At 56.7% G+C, this 22570-nt stretch carries 12 protein-coding genes; 4 read left to right on the forward strand and 8 right to left on the reverse strand.

The window, feature by feature from the left end; genetic code table 11:
- The first annotated feature begins 5 nt into the window (after nucleotides 1–5).
- Nucleotides 6–1046 (forward strand): methionine synthase, encoded by a 1041-nt coding sequence (locus ACIOU9_RS08470; RefSeq protein WP_402696554.1) that lies wholly within the window; start codon nucleotides 6–8, stop codon nucleotides 1044–1046.
- 537 nt (nucleotides 1047–1583) lie between these two features.
- Here the strand turns inward: ACIOU9_RS08470 and ACIOU9_RS08475 are convergent.
- From ACIOU9_RS08475 to ACIOU9_RS08505, 7 genes are all read right to left on the reverse strand, one after another.
- Complete coding sequence (locus ACIOU9_RS08475; RefSeq protein WP_402696555.1) at nucleotides 1584–2300, reverse strand: hypothetical protein; 717 nt, start codon at nucleotides 2298–2300, stop codon at nucleotides 1584–1586.
- Between the two features lie 249 nt (nucleotides 2301–2549).
- Nucleotides 2550–3779 carry an McrC family protein gene (locus ACIOU9_RS08480; protein ID WP_402696557.1) on the reverse strand — a complete coding sequence of 410 codons (1230 nt, stop codon included), beginning with the start codon at nucleotides 3777–3779 and terminating at the stop codon, nucleotides 2550–2552.
- Complete coding sequence (locus ACIOU9_RS08485) at nucleotides 3779–6721, reverse strand: McrB family protein (RefSeq protein WP_402696558.1); 2943 nt, start codon at nucleotides 6719–6721, stop codon at nucleotides 3779–3781. Before ACIOU9_RS08485 ends, ACIOU9_RS08480 begins: the two co-directional genes overlap by 1 nt.
- Entirely contained in the window at nucleotides 6721–10728 is a 4008-nt protein-coding gene (locus ACIOU9_RS08490; RefSeq protein ID WP_402696559.1) for an Eco57I restriction-modification methylase domain-containing protein, read from the reverse strand. The genes ACIOU9_RS08485 and ACIOU9_RS08490 overlap by 1 nt, the downstream gene beginning before the upstream one ends.
- Entirely contained in the window at nucleotides 10725–13514 is a 2790-nt protein-coding gene (locus ACIOU9_RS08495; RefSeq protein WP_402696560.1) for a helicase-related protein, read from the reverse strand. The genes ACIOU9_RS08490 and ACIOU9_RS08495 overlap by 4 nt, the downstream gene beginning before the upstream one ends.
- 89 nt (nucleotides 13515–13603) lie before the next feature.
- Nucleotides 13604–18817, reverse strand: a complete 5214-nt coding sequence (locus ACIOU9_RS08500) for a DEAD/DEAH box helicase (RefSeq protein ID WP_402696561.1) — start codon at nucleotides 18815–18817, stop codon at nucleotides 13604–13606.
- Between the two features lie 266 nt (nucleotides 18818–19083).
- Complete coding sequence (locus ACIOU9_RS08505) at nucleotides 19084–19278, reverse strand: hypothetical protein (RefSeq protein WP_402696562.1); 195 nt, start codon at nucleotides 19276–19278, stop codon at nucleotides 19084–19086.
- Nucleotides 19279–20012: 734 nt separating this feature from the next.
- Here ACIOU9_RS08505 and ACIOU9_RS08510 point away from each other — a divergent pair.
- The 3 genes from ACIOU9_RS08510 to ACIOU9_RS08520 all read left to right on the forward strand — a co-directional run bounded on the left by ACIOU9_RS08510 (nucleotide 20013) and on the right by ACIOU9_RS08520 (nucleotide 21482).
- Complete coding sequence (locus ACIOU9_RS08510; protein ID WP_402696563.1) at nucleotides 20013–20579, forward strand: YdeI family protein; 567 nt, start codon at nucleotides 20013–20015, stop codon at nucleotides 20577–20579.
- A gap of 160 nt (nucleotides 20580–20739) precedes the next feature.
- On the forward strand, nucleotides 20740–21288 hold the full coding sequence (locus ACIOU9_RS08515) for an SDR family NAD(P)-dependent oxidoreductase (protein WP_402696564.1): 549 nt from the start codon (nucleotides 20740–20742) through the stop codon (nucleotides 21286–21288).
- The gene (locus ACIOU9_RS08520; protein ID WP_402696566.1) at nucleotides 21279–21482 is read left to right on the forward strand and encodes an SDR family oxidoreductase; all 204 of its coding nucleotides are present in this window, start codon (nucleotides 21279–21281) and stop codon (nucleotides 21480–21482) included. The genes ACIOU9_RS08515 and ACIOU9_RS08520 overlap by 10 nt, the downstream gene beginning before the upstream one ends.
- A 433-nt stretch (nucleotides 21483–21915) precedes the next feature.
- On the opposite strand, the gene hxlA is transcribed toward ACIOU9_RS08520, so the two are convergent.
- A complete protein-coding gene (hxlA, locus tag ACIOU9_RS08525; protein WP_402696567.1) occupies nucleotides 21916–22539 on the reverse strand; it encodes a 3-hexulose-6-phosphate synthase in 624 nt (207 codons plus the stop codon).
- Between the last annotated feature and the right edge of the window lie 31 nt (nucleotides 22540–22570).

Raw genomic sequence — 22570 nt, forward strand, 5'->3', positions numbered from 1 at the left:
CAATTATGACCAATTCCCTGCTTCCAACCTCTATCGTCGGCTCCCTGCCCAAGCCTTCATGGCTTTCTGAAACCGAGACCCTGTGGTCTCCGTGGAAGCTGGAAGGAACGGCGCTGGCCGAGGGCAAGCAGGACGCGATGCGTGCCGCGGTGCTGGAGCAGACCCGCCGCGGCATCGACATCATTTCCGACGGGGAGCAAACTCGCCAGCACTTCGTGACCACCTTCATTGAGCACCTGTCAGGGGTTGACTTCGAGAACAAGCAGACCGTGTTGATCCGCGACCGCTACGAGGCCAACGTGCCCAGCGTTGTCGGCGCGGTGGAACGCAAAGCCCCGGTCTTCGTAGAAGATGCAAAGTTCCTACGCACACTGACCGACCGACAGATCAAGTGGACACTGCCCGGTCCGATGACCATGGTGGACACCCTGCACGACGGCTACTACGGCAGGCGCGAAAAGCTGGCCTGGAAGTTCGCGTCCATCCTGAACCAGGAAGCCAAGGAATTGGAAGCCGCAGGGGTGGATGTCATCCAGTTCGACGAACCTGCCTTCAACGTCTTCTTCGACGAGGTGGCCGACTGGGGCGTGGCCGCTCTGGAACGCGCCTGCGAAGGATTGAAGGCTGAGACCGTGGCACATATTTGTTTCGGCTACGGCATCAAGGCAAACAATGATTGGAAAGCAACTCTGGGCACCCAGTGGCGTCACTACGAGAAGTCCTTCCCGCTGCTGCAGCGCTCGACCATCGACACTATTTCGCTGGAATCCCACCATTCGAATGTTCCGCTGGAGGTCGTGGAGCTGGTGCGCGGCAAGCGGGTCATGCTTGGCGCAATTGACGTGGCCAACCAGCAGATCGAGACACCGGACAAGGTGGCAGAAACCCTGCGCAAGGCACTGGAGTATGTAGATGCAGACAAGCTCATCCCAAGCACCAACTGCGGCATGGCGCCATTTCCCCGCGATGTGGCACTGGCCAAGCTCAGCGCGTTGAGCGCCGGCGCCTCAGTGCTGCGCGAGGAGCTTGTCGGCGCCCGCGTCTAAGCCGGCTGAATCATAACTTTTGCTGCCAGCAGAAGACTTCAAGGCAGCGTTGCACGGGCACCCCGTGGGGTTGCAATGACCGCCGCGGATTCGGGCAAAGGTCCAGTGGTTCTGACTGCAGCGTCGGTAGCTTCGGCCAGCGAGCAGTTACTGCTACAGGTGTTCTCGGTTTAGGCTGGGTCTCTGTAGTGCTGGGCCGAACCGAAACTGTGGCTATGAATTTCCTGGTTTCCCAGGTAGCGAAGTGGCGAAATTGGGTGTACCCAACGGTATCGGCCGCTTTGCCTAGAAGCTGACCTGGAGCGGCTGAACACCGACGAAACGAAGCTCAAACATGTACGGGGCGACTGCCTTGCTAAATCGACAAGCGCAATCCGATCGGAGAATCAACTTTACTTGCCGCCCTCGCCACACTTTACAGAGCCCTCACCGACGATCAACAACATGAATTACGTCGGCATTAATCGATTCGAAATTATGCAGAACTTCGATATCTTCGCTTGATATCACAAAAGTTGCAATTCATTGTTGCCTTCACTACTTGAATTGAAAATCGCGGTACGAACTCTGTACATTAAAACGCCGCCCATCTTTACGGCGCTGCAGAAAACCAGCAACAGTGTCGACGTCCTTGGGATGCATCCCGAGTGCACGGCATTTTGCACGAACTTGTTCCACGCTGATTGAAACCCAGCGCTCAGGTTGGTTCATCATGTCAGCTTTAAGCATGTCTTCTTCATTCCATTTCAGCCCTGACGAATAGCCGGCTGCCATTCGCGCGACATGCTCAAGGATGCTGTCGACCCCGTTAGGAAGTGGTTCACCCGTGTCCTTCACGGTGTCAACATCAGGTTCGACAGTTCGATCGGCGAAAAGCTGCACAGGATTCGCCCCTTCCAAGCACTCAGCTGTCACTGATTCGTTCCATTCAATGACCGCGACCGCGTCTGCGCCACATCCCCATAGGAGTTGCAAGCGCTCACGATCTGGCCAAGCGTACAGCACACGTGAGCTATGTAGAACACCGGGCGAGAAACCGCGCCATGTCACGTGCTTTACCTGAGGATGAGCAACCAGTTTCTTCAAAATTGGGCTCTCGAAGTTCTTCTTCGGGGTCACGACTACCACCGCGCCGCCTTGTTGTTTTAACAGCCACTTAATCGCGCGCAAGTTCTGTGGTTCTCGCGAGGTCTCATTCTCCGTCAGTCGGGAAATCGCCAATGAGAGGGGGTAACCATTCGGTGCCATCGTCATCCTCGTTTTCTACTCGTAGGCAATGCCTTCACGATACAGTTACGATCCGACATTTAGCGGACTGCTCTGATAGTCGGCACGCTCATTTACCGTCTTGGAAAACCCAGAAAACGACTACGAGATATTCCACCAAGAGGTGGAGGATCCATGGCGTCGCGCCCCATCTGATCTCGTGATGAATTCGGTCGCGCCATCCATAGGCCTCAGAAATAACAAAACGTGGCGAGCATTTTCTGAATGATGCAACAGCTAGATAATGGGATGTTCAACGAACACTGTGGTGAATGAACTCTTTGCCAAGTAATCTACCCTGGCAAGTACTTCAGAAGGCCGCCCAGAAAGATCAATAGGATATTCGTGCACGAAGATTTCAGAATTACGGACTCGACGTCTGGTCGGCATTCCTGAATCGGCATAGATAAGCCAAGCGTTGGTCCTGTCCATCGCAGTTGCGTAGGCCAACATTTGGTAGTGGTCCGCGTTCGGATACTGCCCGTTTGCTGATGCTGATTTGTACTTGGCGTCAAAGATTAACGTTGCTTCTCCATCAACGAAATGAACGATGTCCGGCTTCAGAACAATGCCCGGTGTACCGTCAGAACAAGGTTCGTCCATGTACGTCTTGTATTGCGCTACAGTGCGTCCCGGATATTTCCGTAACGCTTCGGTCAGTGCCATTGTCACGAAATCCTCGAATACCTTGGCCATGTTCACCACGAAGGAAGCGACATGGAGCTTCCCTGGGGAAGCCTCGGCCACCATATTCCTCAGTACCACCTCGGCGATACGTAAGGCAGGCACGTAAGCGGCATTCAATCGTGATGGTGTCCATTGTGGGAGTCGGTGGCCCCGGACCAACGATGATACGTCTGCCAACTTCCGATCAAGGTGCAAAAGTCGTCTGCGTACTTCTACATCTAGTTTGGGCACTACCAACATACGGCGCACGGCCGCTCGCAAGATCCGATTCTCTGGAACGTCGATTGTGTATTCGTCGTGGGTTACCTCGATCGGGAACATAAAGCCTGGCCTGTGCGTTACCTGATCCGACATTCGGATTCGGCCGCGCACAGTCCGTAGTGCTTCATCCTGCGAGACATATCCCTGGAGTACACCCCGCGAGGTAGCTCGCTCTCCTAGCCGCGCCAGCGTTTCGCCCAATGCTGCCCACAAATCCTCTGTAGTTTCCGCTTCGACGTTCTGCGGCCGGAACCCGGGGTCTTTCGCATAACTTAGGAGAAAAAGGATCTGGGAAATACCAACTTTATCCTTGGGCTTTACTTCGACGAGAAGATTATCGATTTGAACAGCTCCGACTAATCCGTTCGGTATCAGTTTCCACTTGCCGTGACCAGCACCTCTGACAACGACCAACCTGGTGCTTTCCAATGCCAAGCGTGTATCCTCATCGAGCTCCAGTGGAGCAGAATCAATCGCCAGTTCATCGAGAGTGATGTGGCGGGTGGGCGCCTTGAGCATTAGTCGGCATCCGCATCAATCGGAAGCTGCAGTTCGTCTAGGGAACGCCCCAATCCGTGGAGCAAAGCTTCCAGAGAGAAACGCTCGTGGACTTGCTCCCGGTCCAATTCGCCAAAATGATACTCCTCGAGCAGGGGCAGCAACTCGTATTTCCAGACTCTTCTCAAGCCCGCGGCATCCAGAGCATCATCCTTCATGAAGTAAGACGGCCCCACCGCCAAATCACGCTTGTCTGAACCAAGTTCCTCGTTGAGAGCATCAAGTAAGTCTGCGACCAGAGCTGGATGTCCGTTGGCAGCTAAGAAACGTCCGAGGACTTCCTTGACAATCCCATCCTGCGGATGAAGTTCAACGAAAGCAAAGCGCCGGCGGATAGCCGCATCGACCATCGCGATGGAACGATCGGCGGTGTTCATCGTTCCAATGATGAACAAGTTCTGCGGCAGTGAGAAGTCCTCGTCCGGGCTGTACTGCAGACGGATGCTGTCTTTGCGGTATTCCAACAAGAAATACAGTTCGCCAAAGACTTTTGCCAAATTTCCACGGTTCATCTCGTCGATCAGCAAGAAGAACGGCTTGTCCTCGTTGCCCGCCTGGCTGGCAAGTTTGGCGAGCCTTCGTAGGGGTCCAGGCTGCAGCTCAAACCCAACCTGCCCATTGGCCGGTGCGCTAGGCCGGAAGCCTTCGAAAAAGTCCTCGTAAGAATAGGACGGGTGGAACTGCACGATCTGGGTGTGCTCGGCATGCTCAGTTCCGGCCAAATAACGGGCCAGATGTTTACCGATAAACGTCTTGCCTGTCCCCGGCGGGCCATACAGGACAATCTGCCGTCGGGTTCGGAGGAGATCGATCATTTCCTGCAGATCTTGCCGCTCAACATGCAGTTTCTCTGCCAATTCATCGCTGGCGTTTTTCAGCTGGGGGACGACGTCGATACGTGGCTTGAGTGTTCCCGCTCCTGAAGGGGCAGGATTTTCCCCACTGTTCGCGGTGGGGCGTTTTCGCCAAGTTTCGATAGCCAGCAGTGCCTCCGTGACATCCACGATTCCGCCAGGTTCGCCTAGCAATCGCGGAAGGGGATCCGGAAGATCCGCATTGGGAACGGCATCCGGATGCCAGTCGACGGTACGGCATAGCTTATTGCCGTGGAAATCTCCGACGTAAGCCTCGCTGTCCACGGTGCCGACGAGCAGGACTTCTTCCCACGGGGCGATGACCAGATCCCCTTCGTCCATCTGGCTGGCGAACCGATGAAGCTCCTTGGCTTTGTCCTTCTGGTCTGCCAAGTTGATGTGGCCGTAAACGTCTTTGACCGAGTCGAGAACCGATTCGAAATCATGACCGATGATCTCCTGACCCAACGTCTGCGCCGGGAGGGTAACGATGCCTTCTGCTTGCCAGGTCTCAGCCATAGGGCTGCCCGCTTGGGCTTGGCGGACAAGCCACGCTTTCCGAACGGTTCCCGCGAAATTCTGCCATTGCGACTTGTAGGGTTCCCCGTACCATTCAGTGAATTGACCAGATTCGCCGTCATGAATCTGGCGGATATCGTGAAGGTCCTGTGCGATATCGAGCTCAGTGTTGCCACGTGACCCTCCGAGAAGATTCACAAAAGTATCACGGATCTTCTTACGGTCTTCTTTAGCGACGATCGGCTGGAGATAATCTGGCCATACGAGGTAGTCGATCGCATATCGTATTGCGGGGACATCGTCCGGAACGGCAGACGTCATTTCCATCCACACCCATGGGCTTGATAAGGCAGCGTCGAGCTCGGTCTGTGAGAGGTTCCGGATATGCTTGACAAAGCGCAATAACCAGCCGATATGGGCAGCGATGTGCATGTTGAAGCCCATGCCTCCATGGAAAGAGCCAGGGGCTTCCAGTGCCACCGCGAGTTCAGGCGGAAGCTCAAATGGGCCATCCGGGGACCAGCCCAAGATCGTGTTGATCCGCTCCGTCTTTTTGACCGCCCCTATGTTGGATAGGGCTATGCATTGCAAATAGGTCATTTCTGCGGCGAGCAGATAAACATCGTTGGACGACTCCGCCAACTGGACTTCAAGCCGCTCGAGGAAGCCTCCAGCGTCAGCTGCGTCTTGGCTCTCGCGTGTTTGTAGAAGACTGGATGATGCGAACGTCGTCCATGTCTGCGTTACGCCGTCAATTGGGGAAGCCTTGCCGAACAGGCCCGGTTCCAGTATCTTCCATGCGGCGCTCTCGGTAGCGGGTGACTTCCCGGGACCCCTTGTATATTCCGGTGCCGAGATACTCTTGTCTCCACGCCAGCTGTGGAAGGCTTGGGCTTCATCACTGGGCCATGTAGGATCTGGGTCCGAGTTGGTGAGTGTCCAGATGAGCCCCTGGGCATCCAGACGATCCTGGATGGGAAGACCCGCGGACTGGGCATGTTCGACCAGTTCGTCCAGAATATCCAGCACTTGCCCGTACCGGTCACAGGCCGATGCACTTGATTTCAGTGGCTCTCGTCCTAGTAGCCGTATGAACTCCGCTGTCCGTCGCGCACGAAACGGAACGTATTGGGTTGGCGAAACCGCCATGAGCAATAACGCCCCGAACCCGATTGCCCCGCCGGCCGAGAGTCGCTGTGGATTCAGGGCTCTTAGGTCATATTCCAGTTTGTCTAACTTGTCTGGTGATACGGGATCAACCCAAAAATCGAGAACGGCTTTGCGTAATTCATCAGGTCTTTCATTCGCAGCTTTGATGAGCGCCATCATGAAATATTGATTGACGAGATTCGTTTTAGAGACCTCCCGGCGCAGAGTTTCGAACCATTGCTGCTGGCCATTCAGCAGTTGTTGTCGGGCAGCTTTGGCCCCCAGGGCAAAGGAGAGCTTGTAACTGCGTTCTTCGGAATCTAGATCGACTTGGTCTAGAAAAAGCCGCGAGTACTGTAGGATCTCGCTCCAAACAGTCATCAGATCATCTCCTCAAGAATGTGACGAGCTCCCTGTCCAGGCGGCGGCAAGAGCGGTGAATCATAAGTCTGTCCCAGTAAGCTTGCAGCATGCATCGCGTCGTATACCTCAAGAACAAGCTTTTTGGTCAGGAATTCTCCGTACTTTAAGTGATCTTTCCGTGCCGTGATTTCGAACGAATCCAGTAGGTATACCGCTGACTCTCGGTCCATGCCAAATATATGCAACATGGCCGCGTCGATTTCTGCTCGGATTCTTGTGCGACGAGCATCATCCCAAACGTAGCTGTGTTCATTCATCGCGATTGAGCAGTCACTGAGCTCGATGACTCGCTGGCCCACCCATGCAGCATCAATGCCATTCGGACGCGTCTCCGTGCTAAAGAACATCTCCGGATGCGGGAACGGAAGCTGTTTTAGATATGAGTATGTTAGGTGAGTTCCCCCAACCTTTTGCCGCGTCACATAGTCAAATACGAATGAGTTGGCAATCGCAGAAGCAACATCTGCTCCTCGCGACAGTCTCATTATGGGAGCCGTGTGGCCAACTCCAACGAGGGGGATCTCCGCGAAGATCGCCGTTCGTTCGTCAGTCGACCGTGCGATGTCCCTGAAAACAAGTAAATGATTACCTGTATTCCCTCCCGCCCTATTGAGTGTCTCGATTTCGGAAACCCAGTAACGTGGAGTCGGTTCGAAACTGGGATCCATTCGCTCGGTCTGCGTCACGTCACGTGCATCTAATCCGTCGTATGTGGCCCATCGGTGGTCAAACTGATGAATCATCTTGGCTTCATAAAGGGGGAACATTTTCTGAAGCTCGCCAGTCAGGGTTTGCCGTCTGAAAATGTTGCCACTGAGGCTCCAGCCTTCCTGCTCAAGCTGTTCACGAGTTTGAAAAAGATGAGAGTCACTGGTCATGTTGAAGAGACCCTGCCTGAATGAGACACCCCAGGGATTACCGTTAACCGAATCGTTTTCATTGATGAGTACTGGTACGCGTTTGTAAATCCCGAGCGTGATCTCAGCATCCCGACGGGTACGGAAGATCGGCAATGTCCCTGTGTTTGGGTTAAGAAGCCTGATTTCTTCTGGCGTCAGTTCGAACGAAGACGATTCGATGAGCGCCGGGTCATGAAGGAAGAAAGCGAACCGAGCTGCTTCAGAAATTCGGAACCTTCCGTTCAAGGTCAGGAGACAGAACTTGTAGCTTCGGTGAACGCCATCGAAGATAGGAGCGGCGTTTTCGAAGTCGAAGAGGGCTACGATCGATTTCTTCTCGACGAGATCCCTAAAGAAGTACTGGGTTGTGTGGTCAGTTGCGATTCCGGTGGGAACAATTACCCCGACGCTGCCCCTAGGAGCAGAAAGATCTCGGAAGAGCTCAGCAAAAACCGAATCGGTCTTTATCCTGCCGCGACCAGTTAGTGGAAACTTACCCGAAACGCTGTAGAAATGCCGTTGTCCATCGATGATTCGCTTGTCGTGTTCGAATTTCTCGGCCAGCAGCGGATCCGTTAGTGGCAGCTCCTTAATCATTTTCTTACGCTTCGCGCCCGTTGCGTTGGCGATTTCTGGAGCTTGCGCTGCAAAGTACTCTTGTTCTTTGAGTTCTACATGCTCCCATGGTGGGTTGCCTAGCAGGCAGCTAAAGCCGCCGGGCCACCCGTCAGGTCCGTTTGCATCGACGCTGGAAGGGTCGCCGAATATTTCGGGAAATTCCAAGTGCCAGTGGAAGAAGCGATACTCGTTGCGAAGACTTGCAACTTCGTTTATGGTATCGGCCCACGAGCCCGTGGCATAGGCTGTGCCGATGTTGCGGAAAACTGAATTAGTTGGCGGATTCGGGTGCTCTCCGTCCAGCCGCCACACGAAACTAGCGCACCATGCGTCGGCCTCCAGTCGACGCATGCGAAGGTCCTCAGACTCATCAAAGGTAGCGTATTCGCGGGCAAGACGTCGCGCATCGGCTGCCGTCGAGGAAGGCCGGTTCAGACGCTGACGATCAGCAATTAGCTTTTCGAATGATGACTCTGCCCCATCAATGTTGAGGGAGTCCTGCCCAAGGTGTTGGATGTACTGGTCACTATTAGATTTAGCTTGCGTCTTGTTAACCTTACGTACCTCGGACGCATAGGACTTTTCATCTCCGTCAAGTGGTTTGAAAGCCTCATCAGGTATTCCAGCGGCCATAAGTGACGGGGTAGCCCCTATCAGACTGTTGCCAATCTTGATGCGGGAATCGAGGAATGTTAGCGGTTTTCCAGGTACCATGGCTTCGAGCCAGAGCGACACCTTGGCCAATTCAGCTGCAAGGTCGTTCATGTCAACGCCGTAAATACATCGGTCCACCACGTCGTGTAGAGCGTGGCGGATCTCCTCAGGTGTCGGCTCGTCCTCACCAGCGCGTACTTCAGCCAAGCGACGCGCCATGCGGCGAGCTGCAGCGACGAGAAAGCCGCCTGACCCGGAGGCTGGGTCGCAGACCGTCAGCTCGAGCAAGCGCCGTTCGGCATCGACAAGATCAGCAGCTTCTCGGACCGCTTCGTCGAGCAGTGGGTCGAGGGTAGTGTCCAAGAGTGCCGATACGAGGTTTGGCGGGGTGTAGTAGGATCCGGTCACTTTGCGTTCGTTGCCGGCGACATTCTCCAACTCGAAGGTTTTCGCTTCGAGATCCAGCCGAGGGATTAGTTCGAGCAAGGATTCGTAGACCGATCCGAATTCTTCAGCGCCCAGGTGGCGGTAGTCAACGGGTTCAACGCGTCCTGACGAGTTCTTCACCCATGACAGTGAGCGTACGGCCCGCAGCAGGTCTCGGTTGGCGATCTCGCATGCGAGTGCAATGTCGGAGCCCGGCTGGGTCGCGGGGACGGCAGCGCGGGGATCCGGATCGAAGAGGCCACCCAAGGCCGGCAGCCCCAATGCCTCCAGACCGTCGCCGCCCAGCGCGCGCAGAACCAGTTTCTGAGTCTGCCATAGATCTTTATGTGGTCCGCCATCGTGTTTCCGGGACAGGTCGCGGAGGCGGCGCGTGGAGAAGAACTCCGCGTACCGGCCCCGAACCTCGGCGGACGCTTCAGGAGTGTGCAACGCACCGCGGTCCTCGACGACAAAACAGAACAGCAGACGGTAGGCAGTACGTAGCAAGGCCTTGTGAAAGTCATGGCGGGACAGGTCATCTGCTCGTAGGGCCTCCACGAGCCAGGCGTTGTCCGGGTGTTGCAGAAGCCCTGTGCCAAGCTGCTCCAACGCGTGTTGGACGCCGACGCCAAGGCGATCCAAGGCACGGCTTCCGGACTCTACCGATTCCGACCGCCAGGACTCAAGCCAGCAGCTTTCGGGGCCTGACTCAGTGTCTCGTGGAGCAAGACGCGACTGGTGGCAAAGCTGCCAGAGCAGCTGGAACTCGGGATAAAGCTCCGAGTTAAAGATCGTCTCGAGATCAAATTCGATATAGGCGGAACCTGCGAGAGCTGTTGAATCGCGCAACAGGCGTAATTGGAAACCGTTGCTAAGGATGCCCCAAAGGTAATCGGATTTGTGGTTGAGGAATTCCTGCAGCATCTTCTGTGGAGCCTTCGCAGCTCCATCTATGCCGGGGTTCCGCTTATCCAGTTGAACGCGAGGGCCGAGTAGGTGGATGGGCACACTACCCCACAAATGGGATACGGGATATGTAGACCGATCCTCGACCCCGGATCCTGCCGGCGGAACCTGGCCGTAGCCGAGTTCACGAAGCAGGATGAGCAACCAGCGCTGCCTCGCGTCACCGGTGCCAGGCCCGGTGGTGCTCTTACGGGCATCAACGTCCTGCCAGTCCTGCCACACACCTTTGAGGTAGGACCAGGAGCGCGACGCCGCATCGCCGATGGTCTCGCGTCCAGAAAGGAAGTAAGACGCTGGATCCAGACCGGTCCGGTCTTGCAAATTACCGGTCTGAATGCGACCTAGCATTGCAGGTGGAAGCACGCCTCCAACGACTGTGATTGCCTGGAACGAGCCGCTCACTGCTTGCCTCCTGCAGGTGCATAGATGTAGACGCCAAGAATGTCGGCGGGAAGGTTTGGTTCTACAGTCAGGCCACGGATACCGAGCCGACCGGCTGTCGAATCGCCACGAGCTGCCAGTCTGATCTCGGTGTGATCCCGTTGTATCTGTTCCGCGACGGAGGCGGCTTTCTCAGCGAGGTCCGATTCCAGCAATGGCACGCCACTGAGGATCGCGGCTGCCATATTTCTAGCAGTTTGCTCACCGACATTGGCCGATGGCTTGGCTGCTAGGAGGAGATCGACTTCATCCTCAGTCAGCCACTGATGCTTCCCTGGGACTCCACGGAATGCGACAATCCTTGCCTCCTCGGCGAGGTCTTGCTGCGCATGGTTTTCCCGGTTGATTCGGGCCGGAAGCAGAAGCTTGGTGCGGAACCTCACCAGCAACGCCACCGTTACGGATTCAACGTCAGAAGTGGCGACATAGCCGCAACGTGCGGCAGGTCGATCTTTCTTTCCATTGAGCTGTTCGTCCAACGCGGTGTTGAGGACGTACTGGGCAATCCCAGCGACAACTGGATCAGTTCTGGTGAGAACGTGGGCCCCAGGAAGGGCCGGATGATCCAACACGAAACGGGCATCCTTGTCTGAAGTGAAAATACTTCGAATACCAGGTGCCGCTGCGCTGATATCAGCTGTGAACCCGTCGTCCACATCTTGAAGATGAGCGCCCGTTTCTTCCAGGGCACGTCGGACGAAGCGTGCAACGTCCTCCGAAGTGCCAAGGCTGTTGCGTGCGGCATCCATCGCTGCCTGCACACGGTCTGGATGCACGGCGCCTTGTGCGTAGCGCGTACGGCTGGCTTTCTCGGTCTCAGCGCTGGAACGCCATTCGTCATCCAGCTTGACGGCTTCTGGTGTCAAGCCGAGATCAAATTCAAGCTGGTCGGAATCCTGACTGCGCATCAGCACGCCTTCGAGCAATGCGGCCAAGACCTGGTCGCTCTGCGGTGGGACAGGAACGCTGACACCGAGGTCCTTGCGGATTCTCTCGTGCTTGCGCAACAAGATGTCCAGAACAATACCGTCAATACCGTTATCCTCGCCATACATGAGCAAAGCCCGGACGGTATCTGCTGTCTGACCAAAACGGTCGACACGGCCTTCGCGCTGCTCATGTCGAGTCGGGTTCCACGCAAGATCATAGTGGACTACGGCCTGAAAATGGTCTTGCAGATTAACGCCTTCGGAGAGGCAATCCGTCGCAACGAGGATCTTTTGTCCGCCATCGGCACGTTCTGCGAGCCGATCGATGCGGGCGGCACGTTCCTCCGTCGGAAGTTCTCCGGTGACGACCTCGATGCTGACCTTCTTGAGGTTTTCGCGAAGATAGTCGGTGACATACTGGGCCGTAGGGATAAACCGGCAGAAAACGATCGGATGATATCCGTCTTTCAACAGACCCTTGACGTGCTTGACGACTGCTTGGAGCTTAGTATCAAGCGACGGGTCCGCCTGGAGCGCCTTGGCGGTGCGCGCCAGCGACTGCAATTGGCGGGCAGTTGACGAGGTGCTGGCTTCGGCCTCGGTAACACCCGCGGGTGCGATGTCTATGCCTTCGCCGCCGTCATCCTCCATCTGGTCCATGACGGCTGCGATGCCCCGGTTGTCTGCCTGGGCCGGAGACTCCCCTTCGGTGTGTGCTGCACGAGTGGACAGAGTGGCTGCTGCCGCGGCCGGCGATGAAGCCATGGATCGAAGCAGGGACAAGGCGGACCACCAACGAACGCGCTGTTCCAGTTTGGTACCAGAGGTATCCTGAACGCGTCCACGGACGTATGCAAGAACTGCATCAAAGAAATCCCGGTGTTCAGGGGACAGCTTGTATGGCTGTTCGCTGGTTCTCCGGTCCGAGGGGAACTTGGTGTCCTCGTTGAGGTACCTTCGGATGTCTGCTCGGCGGCGCTGCACCATATATTCGGCGAGCAGACGACGTCCTGTCTCGGTTTCGAGAGGCATAGTCTTGAGCGCGGGATCGAGGAGACCAATCAGGTTTCGGAAGGCTCCGTCATTGCCAGAATGCGGGGTGGCAGTTACAAGGATCAGATGGCGTTGGGCATCGTCAGCCAGGGCACGGACCAATTGGAAGCGTTGAGTTCGGCCTGCGCCACCACGGCCCGAATCGTCCGCAGCGACGCCATGCGCCTCGTCTACGATTACAAGGTCCGGTGCGTGCTGGAGGAAATTGTCACGGCGAGATGAGTTCTTGATGAAATCCGTCGAGACAATGGTTGCGTCGAAGTGTTCGAAAACAGACCGTCCGTAGCCGGCCTCGGCCTCCAGCCGGCGAACGGTTCCCGGAAGAACCAACGCTGCTTGAATGCCGAATTTTTCGTCCAGTTCCCGACGCCATTGTTCGGCAAGGCTAGGAGGGCAGAGCACGGCAAGTTTCCGAGCACTTCCCTGTGCGAGCAGTTCTGCTGCTACCAGCCCAGCCTCTACCGTCTTGCCGATGCCAACGTCATCGGCAACTAGCAGGCGCACGACCTCTTGACGCAAAGCCAACAGCAATGGAACCAACTGATATGGGCGGGGAGTGACGTTTAATCCGGCGAGCGAACGGAATGGGCCCCCACTGGAGCGGAAGCCGATGCGCAGAGCGTCACGCAATAGCCGTGAGCTCCTGTCATCGCCCAGGTCCTCGGGAGAGGGCAGGCCGAAAGTTGCTGATTCGATCGTCTCGATACCACGCAGAACACCAGCAATTTCCTCGTCAGTGCCTCCGAGTGGTCGGAGGACCAGCATGGCGTCATCCGACTCAGGAAGCACAACCCATTCACGTCCGCGAGCTCTCACGAGTGACCCCACGGCAAAGGTCTCTTGGACAGGTGTAGTCACTTCACTTCTCCGAACGTTTCGCTGTTCTGTTGTACAAATTCCTCGATGCTTTGAGCATCGTCGAGTATCAGGGTTTGCCAGTTCTCGTAGGCCAGGTCCATGGCCCGCAAAGCTCCCTGGCCGTCTTCATCGACAAGTATCGCGGTTGGTAGCGCCCCGTTCTGTTCCACGGTTCCGTGCAACAGGTGGCCAGAAATCTCAACGTTGATCCGGTCCAGGCCTCGCAAACCGTGGGTTTGCAGATAATCGCCGAGCGCAGTGATCCGGTGATGCGGTCCAGGTGCGTCATCCCCCGGCAGTCCCCCTACATATCGGTGAGCCCCCGGGACGCTGGTTGTCCCAGCAGGCTGTTTTGCAGGTGCCGGCGGAGTGGTTGTGGAACGGCAAAGTTCCAGCAACAGGTCGCGTACTGTTCTCCTGTCGATTTTCTCATGGGCCCGCTGGTTTCCGTAGGAAAGCAAGCATCGGTAGCAGCCGCGGACGCACGCCTGATCTTTGTCCTGGCCGGTGGCAGGGTCGACATGCAAGATGTCGAGGGCCTTAGCCGCCACCTTTGCCAAGGCGTCAGGCTCAGCTTGAAGCCGGCGAAGTACACCGGCACCACCTTCAGCAGCTTCGACGAGCAAGATGCGGCCCCGCTCGTCGTTATCTGGCAGCAACTCAGATGTCAGCTCTGAATCCTCGAGTTGGAAGACCGCCTCGATACCACGTTCGATAGCGTACTGCGCAGTCGTCGCTTGCGCCTCATCGAGATGCTCCGCCCAACGGAAAATCGCAATGTTCCGGTGATCTTCCACGTACGGGATAACCCTGTCTTTACGCTTGGACTGTTCCACGGTCAGTGCCTCGGGATCCGCCTCTTCGTCATCCGCAGCGTTGGCCTTGGCCTCACTCAACCATTGACCACTAACGAGATCCAGCCAGTAGCCGTACTCGTCCTTGTTCTTGCGGTTGACACGGCCAATGTTGGTCACCCTGACAGTGGCGCCGTCGCCGTAAACAATATCGGCAATCACCGAGCCGTCTACCGAGACCGCTGCTTCCGAGCTCCGAGGCTGCATGATTGACCCAGCGAATCGATAGCTGGTCTTCAACTCGAATCCCTGCCGGTTACGTTCTTCCTCGTCGGCACTGATGCGTTCTCGCCGGACAGTGATGACAGATTGGAGCTGCATCATATTCTTCCAGGTGTGTTCGAGATCCGCGCCGCACTGTTCGCAAACCTCCAGCCCGACTGCCCGCTCATGCAAGTAACCACAGGCAGGGCAGATGCGTGCTTCGGACATGGCGACTTCGCCGCCGTCGTCCCCGTCACCCCCACGTGGCAGGCTGACCTTGGTCACTTGGTAGCGGGAACCTTCATGGTAGATAAATGACTGTGGACCGAATTCGCTAATGGCCAGGAAACGGGAACGCTGCAACCACGTGCTATTGCTGTCATCCCGGCGAGTTGACTGTCCCGGAATGAATGCAGCAAGAGGCAGACGCGGGAAAGAATACCCTGGTAGGAACCCTTCTGAAGCAAAGTATCGGTAAGTGTAGAAATCAGACTGTCCATAGCCGTTGGTGTCGTTGAGCAGGATCTGGATACGTTGATAAGCCTCATTGGATCGCCGGTTAGCGGCGTCCCGATCTTTCTTCGTTGCTGACGCATCATTGGCAGCACGGAACGCCTGTTCGCGCTCCACCGTGGCATTGCGGTACAGATCGCGCCAGCGTGCGCATGCACGGTCAAAGTGGGTGAACGCATTGTCAATAACTCGGTCAGCCCACCCTTGATCCCACCAAATTGTGGATGTCAGTTCATCGGCGATAGCGGAAACCAAGCTAGCTGCTCGCACCTTTGCAGCCCGAGCCGCCCGTACGTCGCGGAGGGCTGCCGCTGTCCCTTGCTTAATGGGATAACCGGCCGTGCTGAGATCGAGCACGCTAGACATCTTAGATCCCAGACCGTCGCCCGCGAGCGATAGAGCCTCCGCTAGCCAAACTGCGTGCACATGAGACTTGACCAGGTCTTCATTTGCGAAGTCCAGTCTTGGCGGCTGGACTTGTCCCGATACCATCAGCTCGGACCGATCGAAATAATATGAATCGTGAGCATTTCCGGACGCACAATAGGTCACGACCAGTGCGGGTTGGCCAGAACGCCCGGCGCGGCCGCTACGTTGCGCGTAGTTAGCAGGCGTCGGCGGGACATTCCGCATAGCGACGGCGTTGAGCGACTTGATGTCGACGCCGAGTTCCATGGTCGGTGAACAGAAAAGAAGCGGAAGTTCCGCATTCCCAAATTCCTTCTCGCGAGCTTCTCGAATCGGGCCAGGGACCTGAGCCGTATGTTCGGCGGCCCGCAACCCAGCGAGTCCTGAAGCCTGTTCAGCATAGAGATCGCGGAAGAACTTCACAACGCGTGGCTTGCGATCAGCGTGGTAGCTACGGCGGATGGGATCAGCTGCCCCCGCCATTCCATCACCAGCTCGTAGAACCATCGCCGAGAGCTTGAGCTGGTACCCCTGCTGTCGCTTTCCCGGGACATAGCTGATGAGGCCATGCTTTGCTAGAAGGAAGACGAGGTCCTCAATGACTTCATTGGCTTCGCTCGGAGCCAAAGGCCTTCCGAATCGTTCCGGTCGGCGAAGCCAGCGGCCGAAACCGCTCTTGCCAGTAATCATTAGCAGATTGCGGCCCTTTTGTCCCTCGCGCATGGACTCGGGGACCGCCAATCCTGTCTCCGGCGCACGTTCACGGTCATTGACAGCCCAGACACCCTTGAGATGTTCTGTGCTCTGTACCCGCAGCTTGTCGAGCCATTCTTGTGTGAATTCGTCGGCCTCGATGGCGAGGACGCGGCGAAATTCGTCAAGAAGCACACGGATGATCTCTTCGCGTTGTGCCGGCTCTGCGTCACGAAGAAGGTAGTGAGCATCTGCCCAGCGGTGTTCCTGCACGGCCAGCAGCTTTGCATGAGGGTAGTCGACTACCATCAAGCCCGTCTGTTCGAGGTTTGGCAGGGTGATCCGCCAACCACGTTGCAGGTCCCGCAATGCCCGATAGGTCAGTACTTGATGCAAGGCGCGTTTCGCAGGGCGGGGGTCTAAGGGATCCTCCACCTTGCCGTATTCGCTTAATGAGAGGTTCAAGCCGTTTACCAGCGCCTCCCCAAGCTCAATGGCTGGCAGCTCCTCATCTGATGCCTGTTGCAATGCTCGCACCAGCGCCGCCCTGAGCTGAGCTACCTGGACGAAATCGTTGAGATGACCGGATTGGAGCGCTGCGTCCTGCCGGTTGTCCACGAACGTCAATAGTTTTTTGGCGTCCGCGCTAAGGTCTTGGCCAGCATCAGACTTGAGCAGCTGGACCAGCCGTGTTGCTATCACGGTGATAGCGCTCGAACGGCCTTCTTGATCGAGCGTTACGAGCTTGCTGTATTCTCCGCTGCGAATTGCCTCGTATGTCACGCGGCAACCAAGACAGAAGCCGAGTGAACCTGGAATCCAAGCCGCGAGCTGGCCGCCTTCCAATACTTGCACGTCCTCGGGGATGGCGCTGCCGTTAGGCAGCACAGAGTACCGTTCGGGGACTCGATCTCGTTTCGTTTCAACTACACGCGGACCGCTCGGTGAATCTATCCTCCACGAGCTCGGGAGCCGGTCCTCGGCCATCGGGTCCTTCGGCCATTCAGCGTCAGTTGAGATATAGAGATAGCCGTCTTGCCCTTCTGGGTTGTCTTTTTGAATGCGCAGCTCGTGTCGGGCCAAGAAGGTGGTGCCTGAGGCGGTTTCCGGTTTCGTCACCATGAGATACTCCTGCCCGCATTCACGGCAGAAAGCTAACGGGTAAAGTCGGCGTTCATGGTCCACCGTAACTTGGAAATTCGTTTCGATGGCGCGAGTTTCTTTGTCTTCAGCGGTGACAAATACAGAGCCACCCTTGGAAACGAACTGATGTAGACGGAAAGCAAACAAAGGACGTTGCGTTTCCGGATGCTTCGACTGCGAGCCAGCTAGCAGCGTAGCTCGAATCGCTCTTGCGCAGTCGGAGGTTTCCGCGCCGATATCAAGCGCCAGCTTTGCAGCTGCTTTATCTACAGTCTGGGGTACTGCTCGGACGAGTCTGCCGGTTTCTGATTCGATATGGAGCCCAAACTCATCCTCAATCCACGATGCCAACGGATCGTTCTGTAAAGCGGCGTAGTCAGCAGCAAGTGAAGCAATTGAGAATTCAGCATCGGATCTTTCGTTCACTGCGTAGGCCAGTGAAGAGTCCGTTGGCGTGCGGTCATTAGTAACACGCATCAACGACTCCATTACTACGTTTTCGCCGGGCACGGAGGTGCCAAAGATGCGGGAAGCCACCCGGCCAACGTCGTTTCGCTGATCCAGAGTCGTACCTTCGGAGGACATCGTTGCAGATGTTCCCACGCACTGAAGCGTTTCTTGAGCGTCGCAGGCGTCACGTAGTCGGCGTACCAGCATTGACACGTCGGCGCCCTGACGGCCGCGGTACGTGTGCAACTCGTCGAGGACGAGGAAGCGAAGTCCCTTAGCTGCGCTGATGAGTGAACTTCGTTCGTCCGGCCGAGTCAGAACATATTCGAGCATCACGTAGTTGGTCAACAGAATATCCGGTGGGTTCTTGAGGATTTCCTGTCGGGTTTCAGCATCCTCTTGCCCCGTGTAACGCTGGAACGTCACAGGAGGCTTACCGTCATAGCCATTTAGGAGGAACTTTTCCAGTTCTTCACGCTGGCTGTTCGCCAAAGCATTCATGGGGTAGACAATGATCGCTTGCACGCCCCTACCGCTACCGTTGCGGAGGACATGATCGACAATCGGGATAATGTAGGACAGTGACTTGCCTGAGCCCGTTCCAGTGGTCAGGACATAGGACTGGCGTGAACTGGCAATCTTTACTGCATCGGTCTGGTGCTGATGCAACGTGAGATCACGGGATCCGTAATCGTCCCGTGAATTCTTGACACGAAAAACACGGCGGCATTCTTCATGCAGTAAGCCTCGGCCGACGAGTTCGTCAATCGATCCGCCCGACTTGAAAGAGGGGTTGAGTGAAAGCCACGGGTCCGGCCATTGGCGTCCTTGGCTACTTTCTTCCTCGACCTTCTCGGCAATTCGGCGGTCCTGGATATCCACGAACCCTTCGCTGAATGAGCGGTAACCGTCAATCATCTTGTTCCGGATACCGAACGCGTCCATAGTTCCCCCGAATCACGAAACACGCGGTAGCTGTTACCACGCACTTTCCCCTACATTAGTACGGATTCCAACATAACCATGGACGCATGACTAGCGGTATTCGAATAGTCCAACTTTTTCAGACATTTCTCGTGTGTTGTCATGCTGCTCTATGACGGCGTTTGTAGCTTACCTATCCGAATACGAGTGAAATGGGAGATATGGTGTCGCCAATTCATGCTGGAAATAATTACAAATTACCAAAAGGAGACCAGGAGGTCCTGTCTCTAATTACTCGCGACAACATCAGCTAATGCACTAGTGTTTTCGCCATAATAGCGTTCGTAAAATTCCATCGGGTGCAGGTTTCCTATGGTCGGCGGAAAACAGAAATGAATATACCAATGCTCCCGTGCCATAACTTCTTCTTCTGCGAGGTCACCTATCGTTACCCATGGGCCGCTACGAACCGGGGATTCCATGACCATGGTCCTGCCCATGGGCAACCCCATCACAGTATTGTCAGCCGTGTATTCGAGCGATTACCCAATCGCGGCAATAGGTATCTCTGAGATGTATACTCGCTACCGCGTCCGAGCGGTGCATGGTGCCCAGAACCGTACTCTTACGAGTTTCCGAATCATGCCGTCGCCGCCAAAACACCATCATGAAACATTCGTCCACAAACTTCATGTCATGCGAAGACGAGCATTCCAAGACAGGGCTCGACCCGAAAATGAGTCGGTCACGAACGACACTCAGGCGAAACCCGGACCGAGAGAACTATGGAGTCGCTGTTGCAGTTCGCCCTCAGTGATCTACCCTCCCGAGGTGGTTTCAGCGAGAACCGCTTCCCTGGCAATCGCTGATACACCTTGACACAGCCGGCTCAGCTTTCGCATAAATGCCGGGGTCGGTGATTAACGACTATTCGGGTTTCGCGGACTCTGGAACACCGACGCGCTGAATCCCATGTGCGCAGCCAGCTGCTAGTCTGACGCGACTGCTGCGGCGGTTCCGGCAAGTGCAAAGTCAGCATCCTGAACGGATTGTTCTGCACCTGCCGAGCAGATGTCCGCTGCGAACTCGACGGTGTGCGACATGGGATGAGGTGCCGTTGAAGCGCACCCTGAAGCGGTCGCTCACTGTGAAGGTTTGTCAGCAGTAACTCAACTCCTCCTCGCGCTCAGCGCCCATGGCCAGCACAATGGTTGCCATGGAGTATGACAACCCGCTGATCCGCAAGGACGTCGACGCATGGCGGGCTTGGCTGGATGAAAACGAAGAAACTAGCGATGGCGTGTGGCTGCTCGTAGCCAAGAAAGGCACCACCGAACCGACCTCATTGCTGGTTGCCGATGCGTTGCAGGAAGCCTTATGCAGCGGGTGGATCGATGGCCAGCGGCGCAGCAATGACGAGAAGACGTTCCTGCAGCGCTACACACCCCGGCGCAAAGCATCGGTCTGGTCCGAGAAGAACACCCAGTACGTGCAGGAGCTGATCGCCCAGGGCAGGATGCGCCCGCGCGGGCAGGCTGAGATCGACAAGGCCAAAGTCGATGGCCGATGGGACCGTGCCTACCAGGGACAGGCGAATGCCCACGTCCCCGAGGATCTGCAGCGCGCGCTGGATGCCGAGCCGGCGGCGAAGGCTGCTTTTGAGGCATTGAAGTCCCAGCCGCGCTATCACATTCTGCACCAGTGGATGATCGCCAAGACGGAGAAAACCAGAGCTGCCCGCATTGCCCGTTTCATCGCCCGGTTGAACGAGGAAGCTGGATAATCCGGCAACAGGTGAGTACCATTTCCGCTAGTCAATTTCGGATAATCTCCCACTGGGACTGCACTCCCCCAACGTTTCGCGCTCGGGTAGACTCCGGAATGACGTCGGAAAATCGGCGCCTGGAACGTGGCGGTTCCGGTACCGTCTCAGGGAGAAATTCATGCAGCTTGAGAACAAGGTCGTCGTTGTCACCGGTGGCGCATCCGGCATTGGCGGAGCGATCTCGCGCGTCCTGGCCCTCCGCGGTGCCAAGGTCGTGGCAGTGGATCTGAATACCGAGGCCGGAACCGTCCTGGCGGAAGAACTCCGCGACTCGGTTATCTTCATCGAAGGCGATGTCAGCAAGCAGGAAACCGCAGATACAGCTGTTGCCGCAGCCGTGGAGAACTTCGGCGGGCTGGACGGCTTGGTAAACAACGCCCACGCTTCGCGCCAGGCACCGTTCACCGATCTGGACCAGACTGCCTGGGAGCTGTCCTTCAAGACCGGTTTCCTGGCCACCCGCCAGTTCATGCTCGCTGCCTACCCGCATCTGAAGGACAACGGCGGCTCGATTGTTAACTTCGGCTCCGGCTCGGCCATGGTCGGCCAGCCGACCCAGGCCGCCTACGCTTCGGCCAAGGAAGCCATCCGCGGCCTGTCCCGCGTGACCGCCAACGAATGGGCGGCCAACAACATCCGCGTCAACGCGGTCTCCCCATGGCGCTGACCGACGGCGTCAAGGCCTGGAGCCAGGCCTTCCCAGACCTGTACGAGCAGTCGCTGACCAAGGTTCCGCTGGGCCGCTTCGGTGATCCGGAATCCGATGTCGCACCGGTTGTCGCTTTCCTGCTCTCGGACGACGCCAAGTACGTCACCGGCCAAACTCTCATGGCAGATGGTGGAGCCAACAAGCTCTACTAGTCTCCTGAACCCTTTCCTGCACTCCAGGGCCGGAATATTGTCCCGGCCTCTGGAGCGCTCTAGCGCCCCCATCTCAATGTGCACGATGTCGATTATTGGCTACTCTCGGTGGGGTCGCCAATGGTTCTGACCGGCAGAGTCAAAGCCTGGAGCCAGGCTTTCCCAGAACTGTATGAGCAGTCGTTGGCCAAGGTCCTGCTAACTGTAGTTCCCCGGGACATTGTGAACACTAGAGAATGAAGAAGACCTCCGGCAGGATCCTGGTTACCCCATTCACCATCGTGGGTTACCCCATTCACCATCGTGCACGGGGTCTTCATGTCCCACGGAGCTACGGCGCCTGGCCTCACCACCATGAGCATCGTCGACCCCGCACTAGGATTGGTGGCCCTGTTCCGTCAGATTATATTCACAACCCCACGGGGAACTGCGTCTAGACCAGCGCGGCCTGCAGTTGCTTGGCTGCCTGCGCCGGGTCATCGGCCGAGTAGATGGCACCGCCGGCCACGGCTACCTGCGCGCCGGACTTCTGGACGTCGGCAATCGTGCTGATGCTGACGCCGCCAGCTACCGAGAACGGCACCTGGGATTCCGCGCCAGCGCTCAGCAGGACATCCAGGTTGTAGCCTGGCTGCGCCTGCTCGTCCAGGCCAGCATGGAATTCGACAAACTGGACGCCCAGCGCGGCAACTTCGCGGGCCCGGGCTGGCTTGTCGGCAATGCCGATCAGATCCACGACGATGCCCTTGCCGCGCTCGGTGGCGGACTTGACCGCGCCGGCAATCGTGGAATTGTCGGCGGCGCCGAGGATGGAAACCAGGTCCGCGCCAGCAGCGAAAGCAATATCCGCTTCCAGTTCCCCGGCATCCATGGTCTTCATATCCGCGAAGACGGTCTTGTCCGGGTGGGCCTGCTTGATTGCCGTGATCACCGACAGCCCTTCGGCCTTGATCAGCGGGGTACCCAGCTCGATGATGTCCACATACGGGGCGACTTTTCCAGCCAGCTCAAGGGCTTCGGCAGTGCTGAGCAGATCGATGGCAACTTGGATTTTCATGATGTTCCCTTTCAGGGGTTATTGATAGTGG

This window comes from Glutamicibacter sp. NPDC087583 (assembly GCF_044743685.1).
In the GTDB taxonomy this organism is placed as follows: domain Bacteria; phylum Actinomycetota; class Actinomycetes; order Actinomycetales; family Micrococcaceae; genus Glutamicibacter.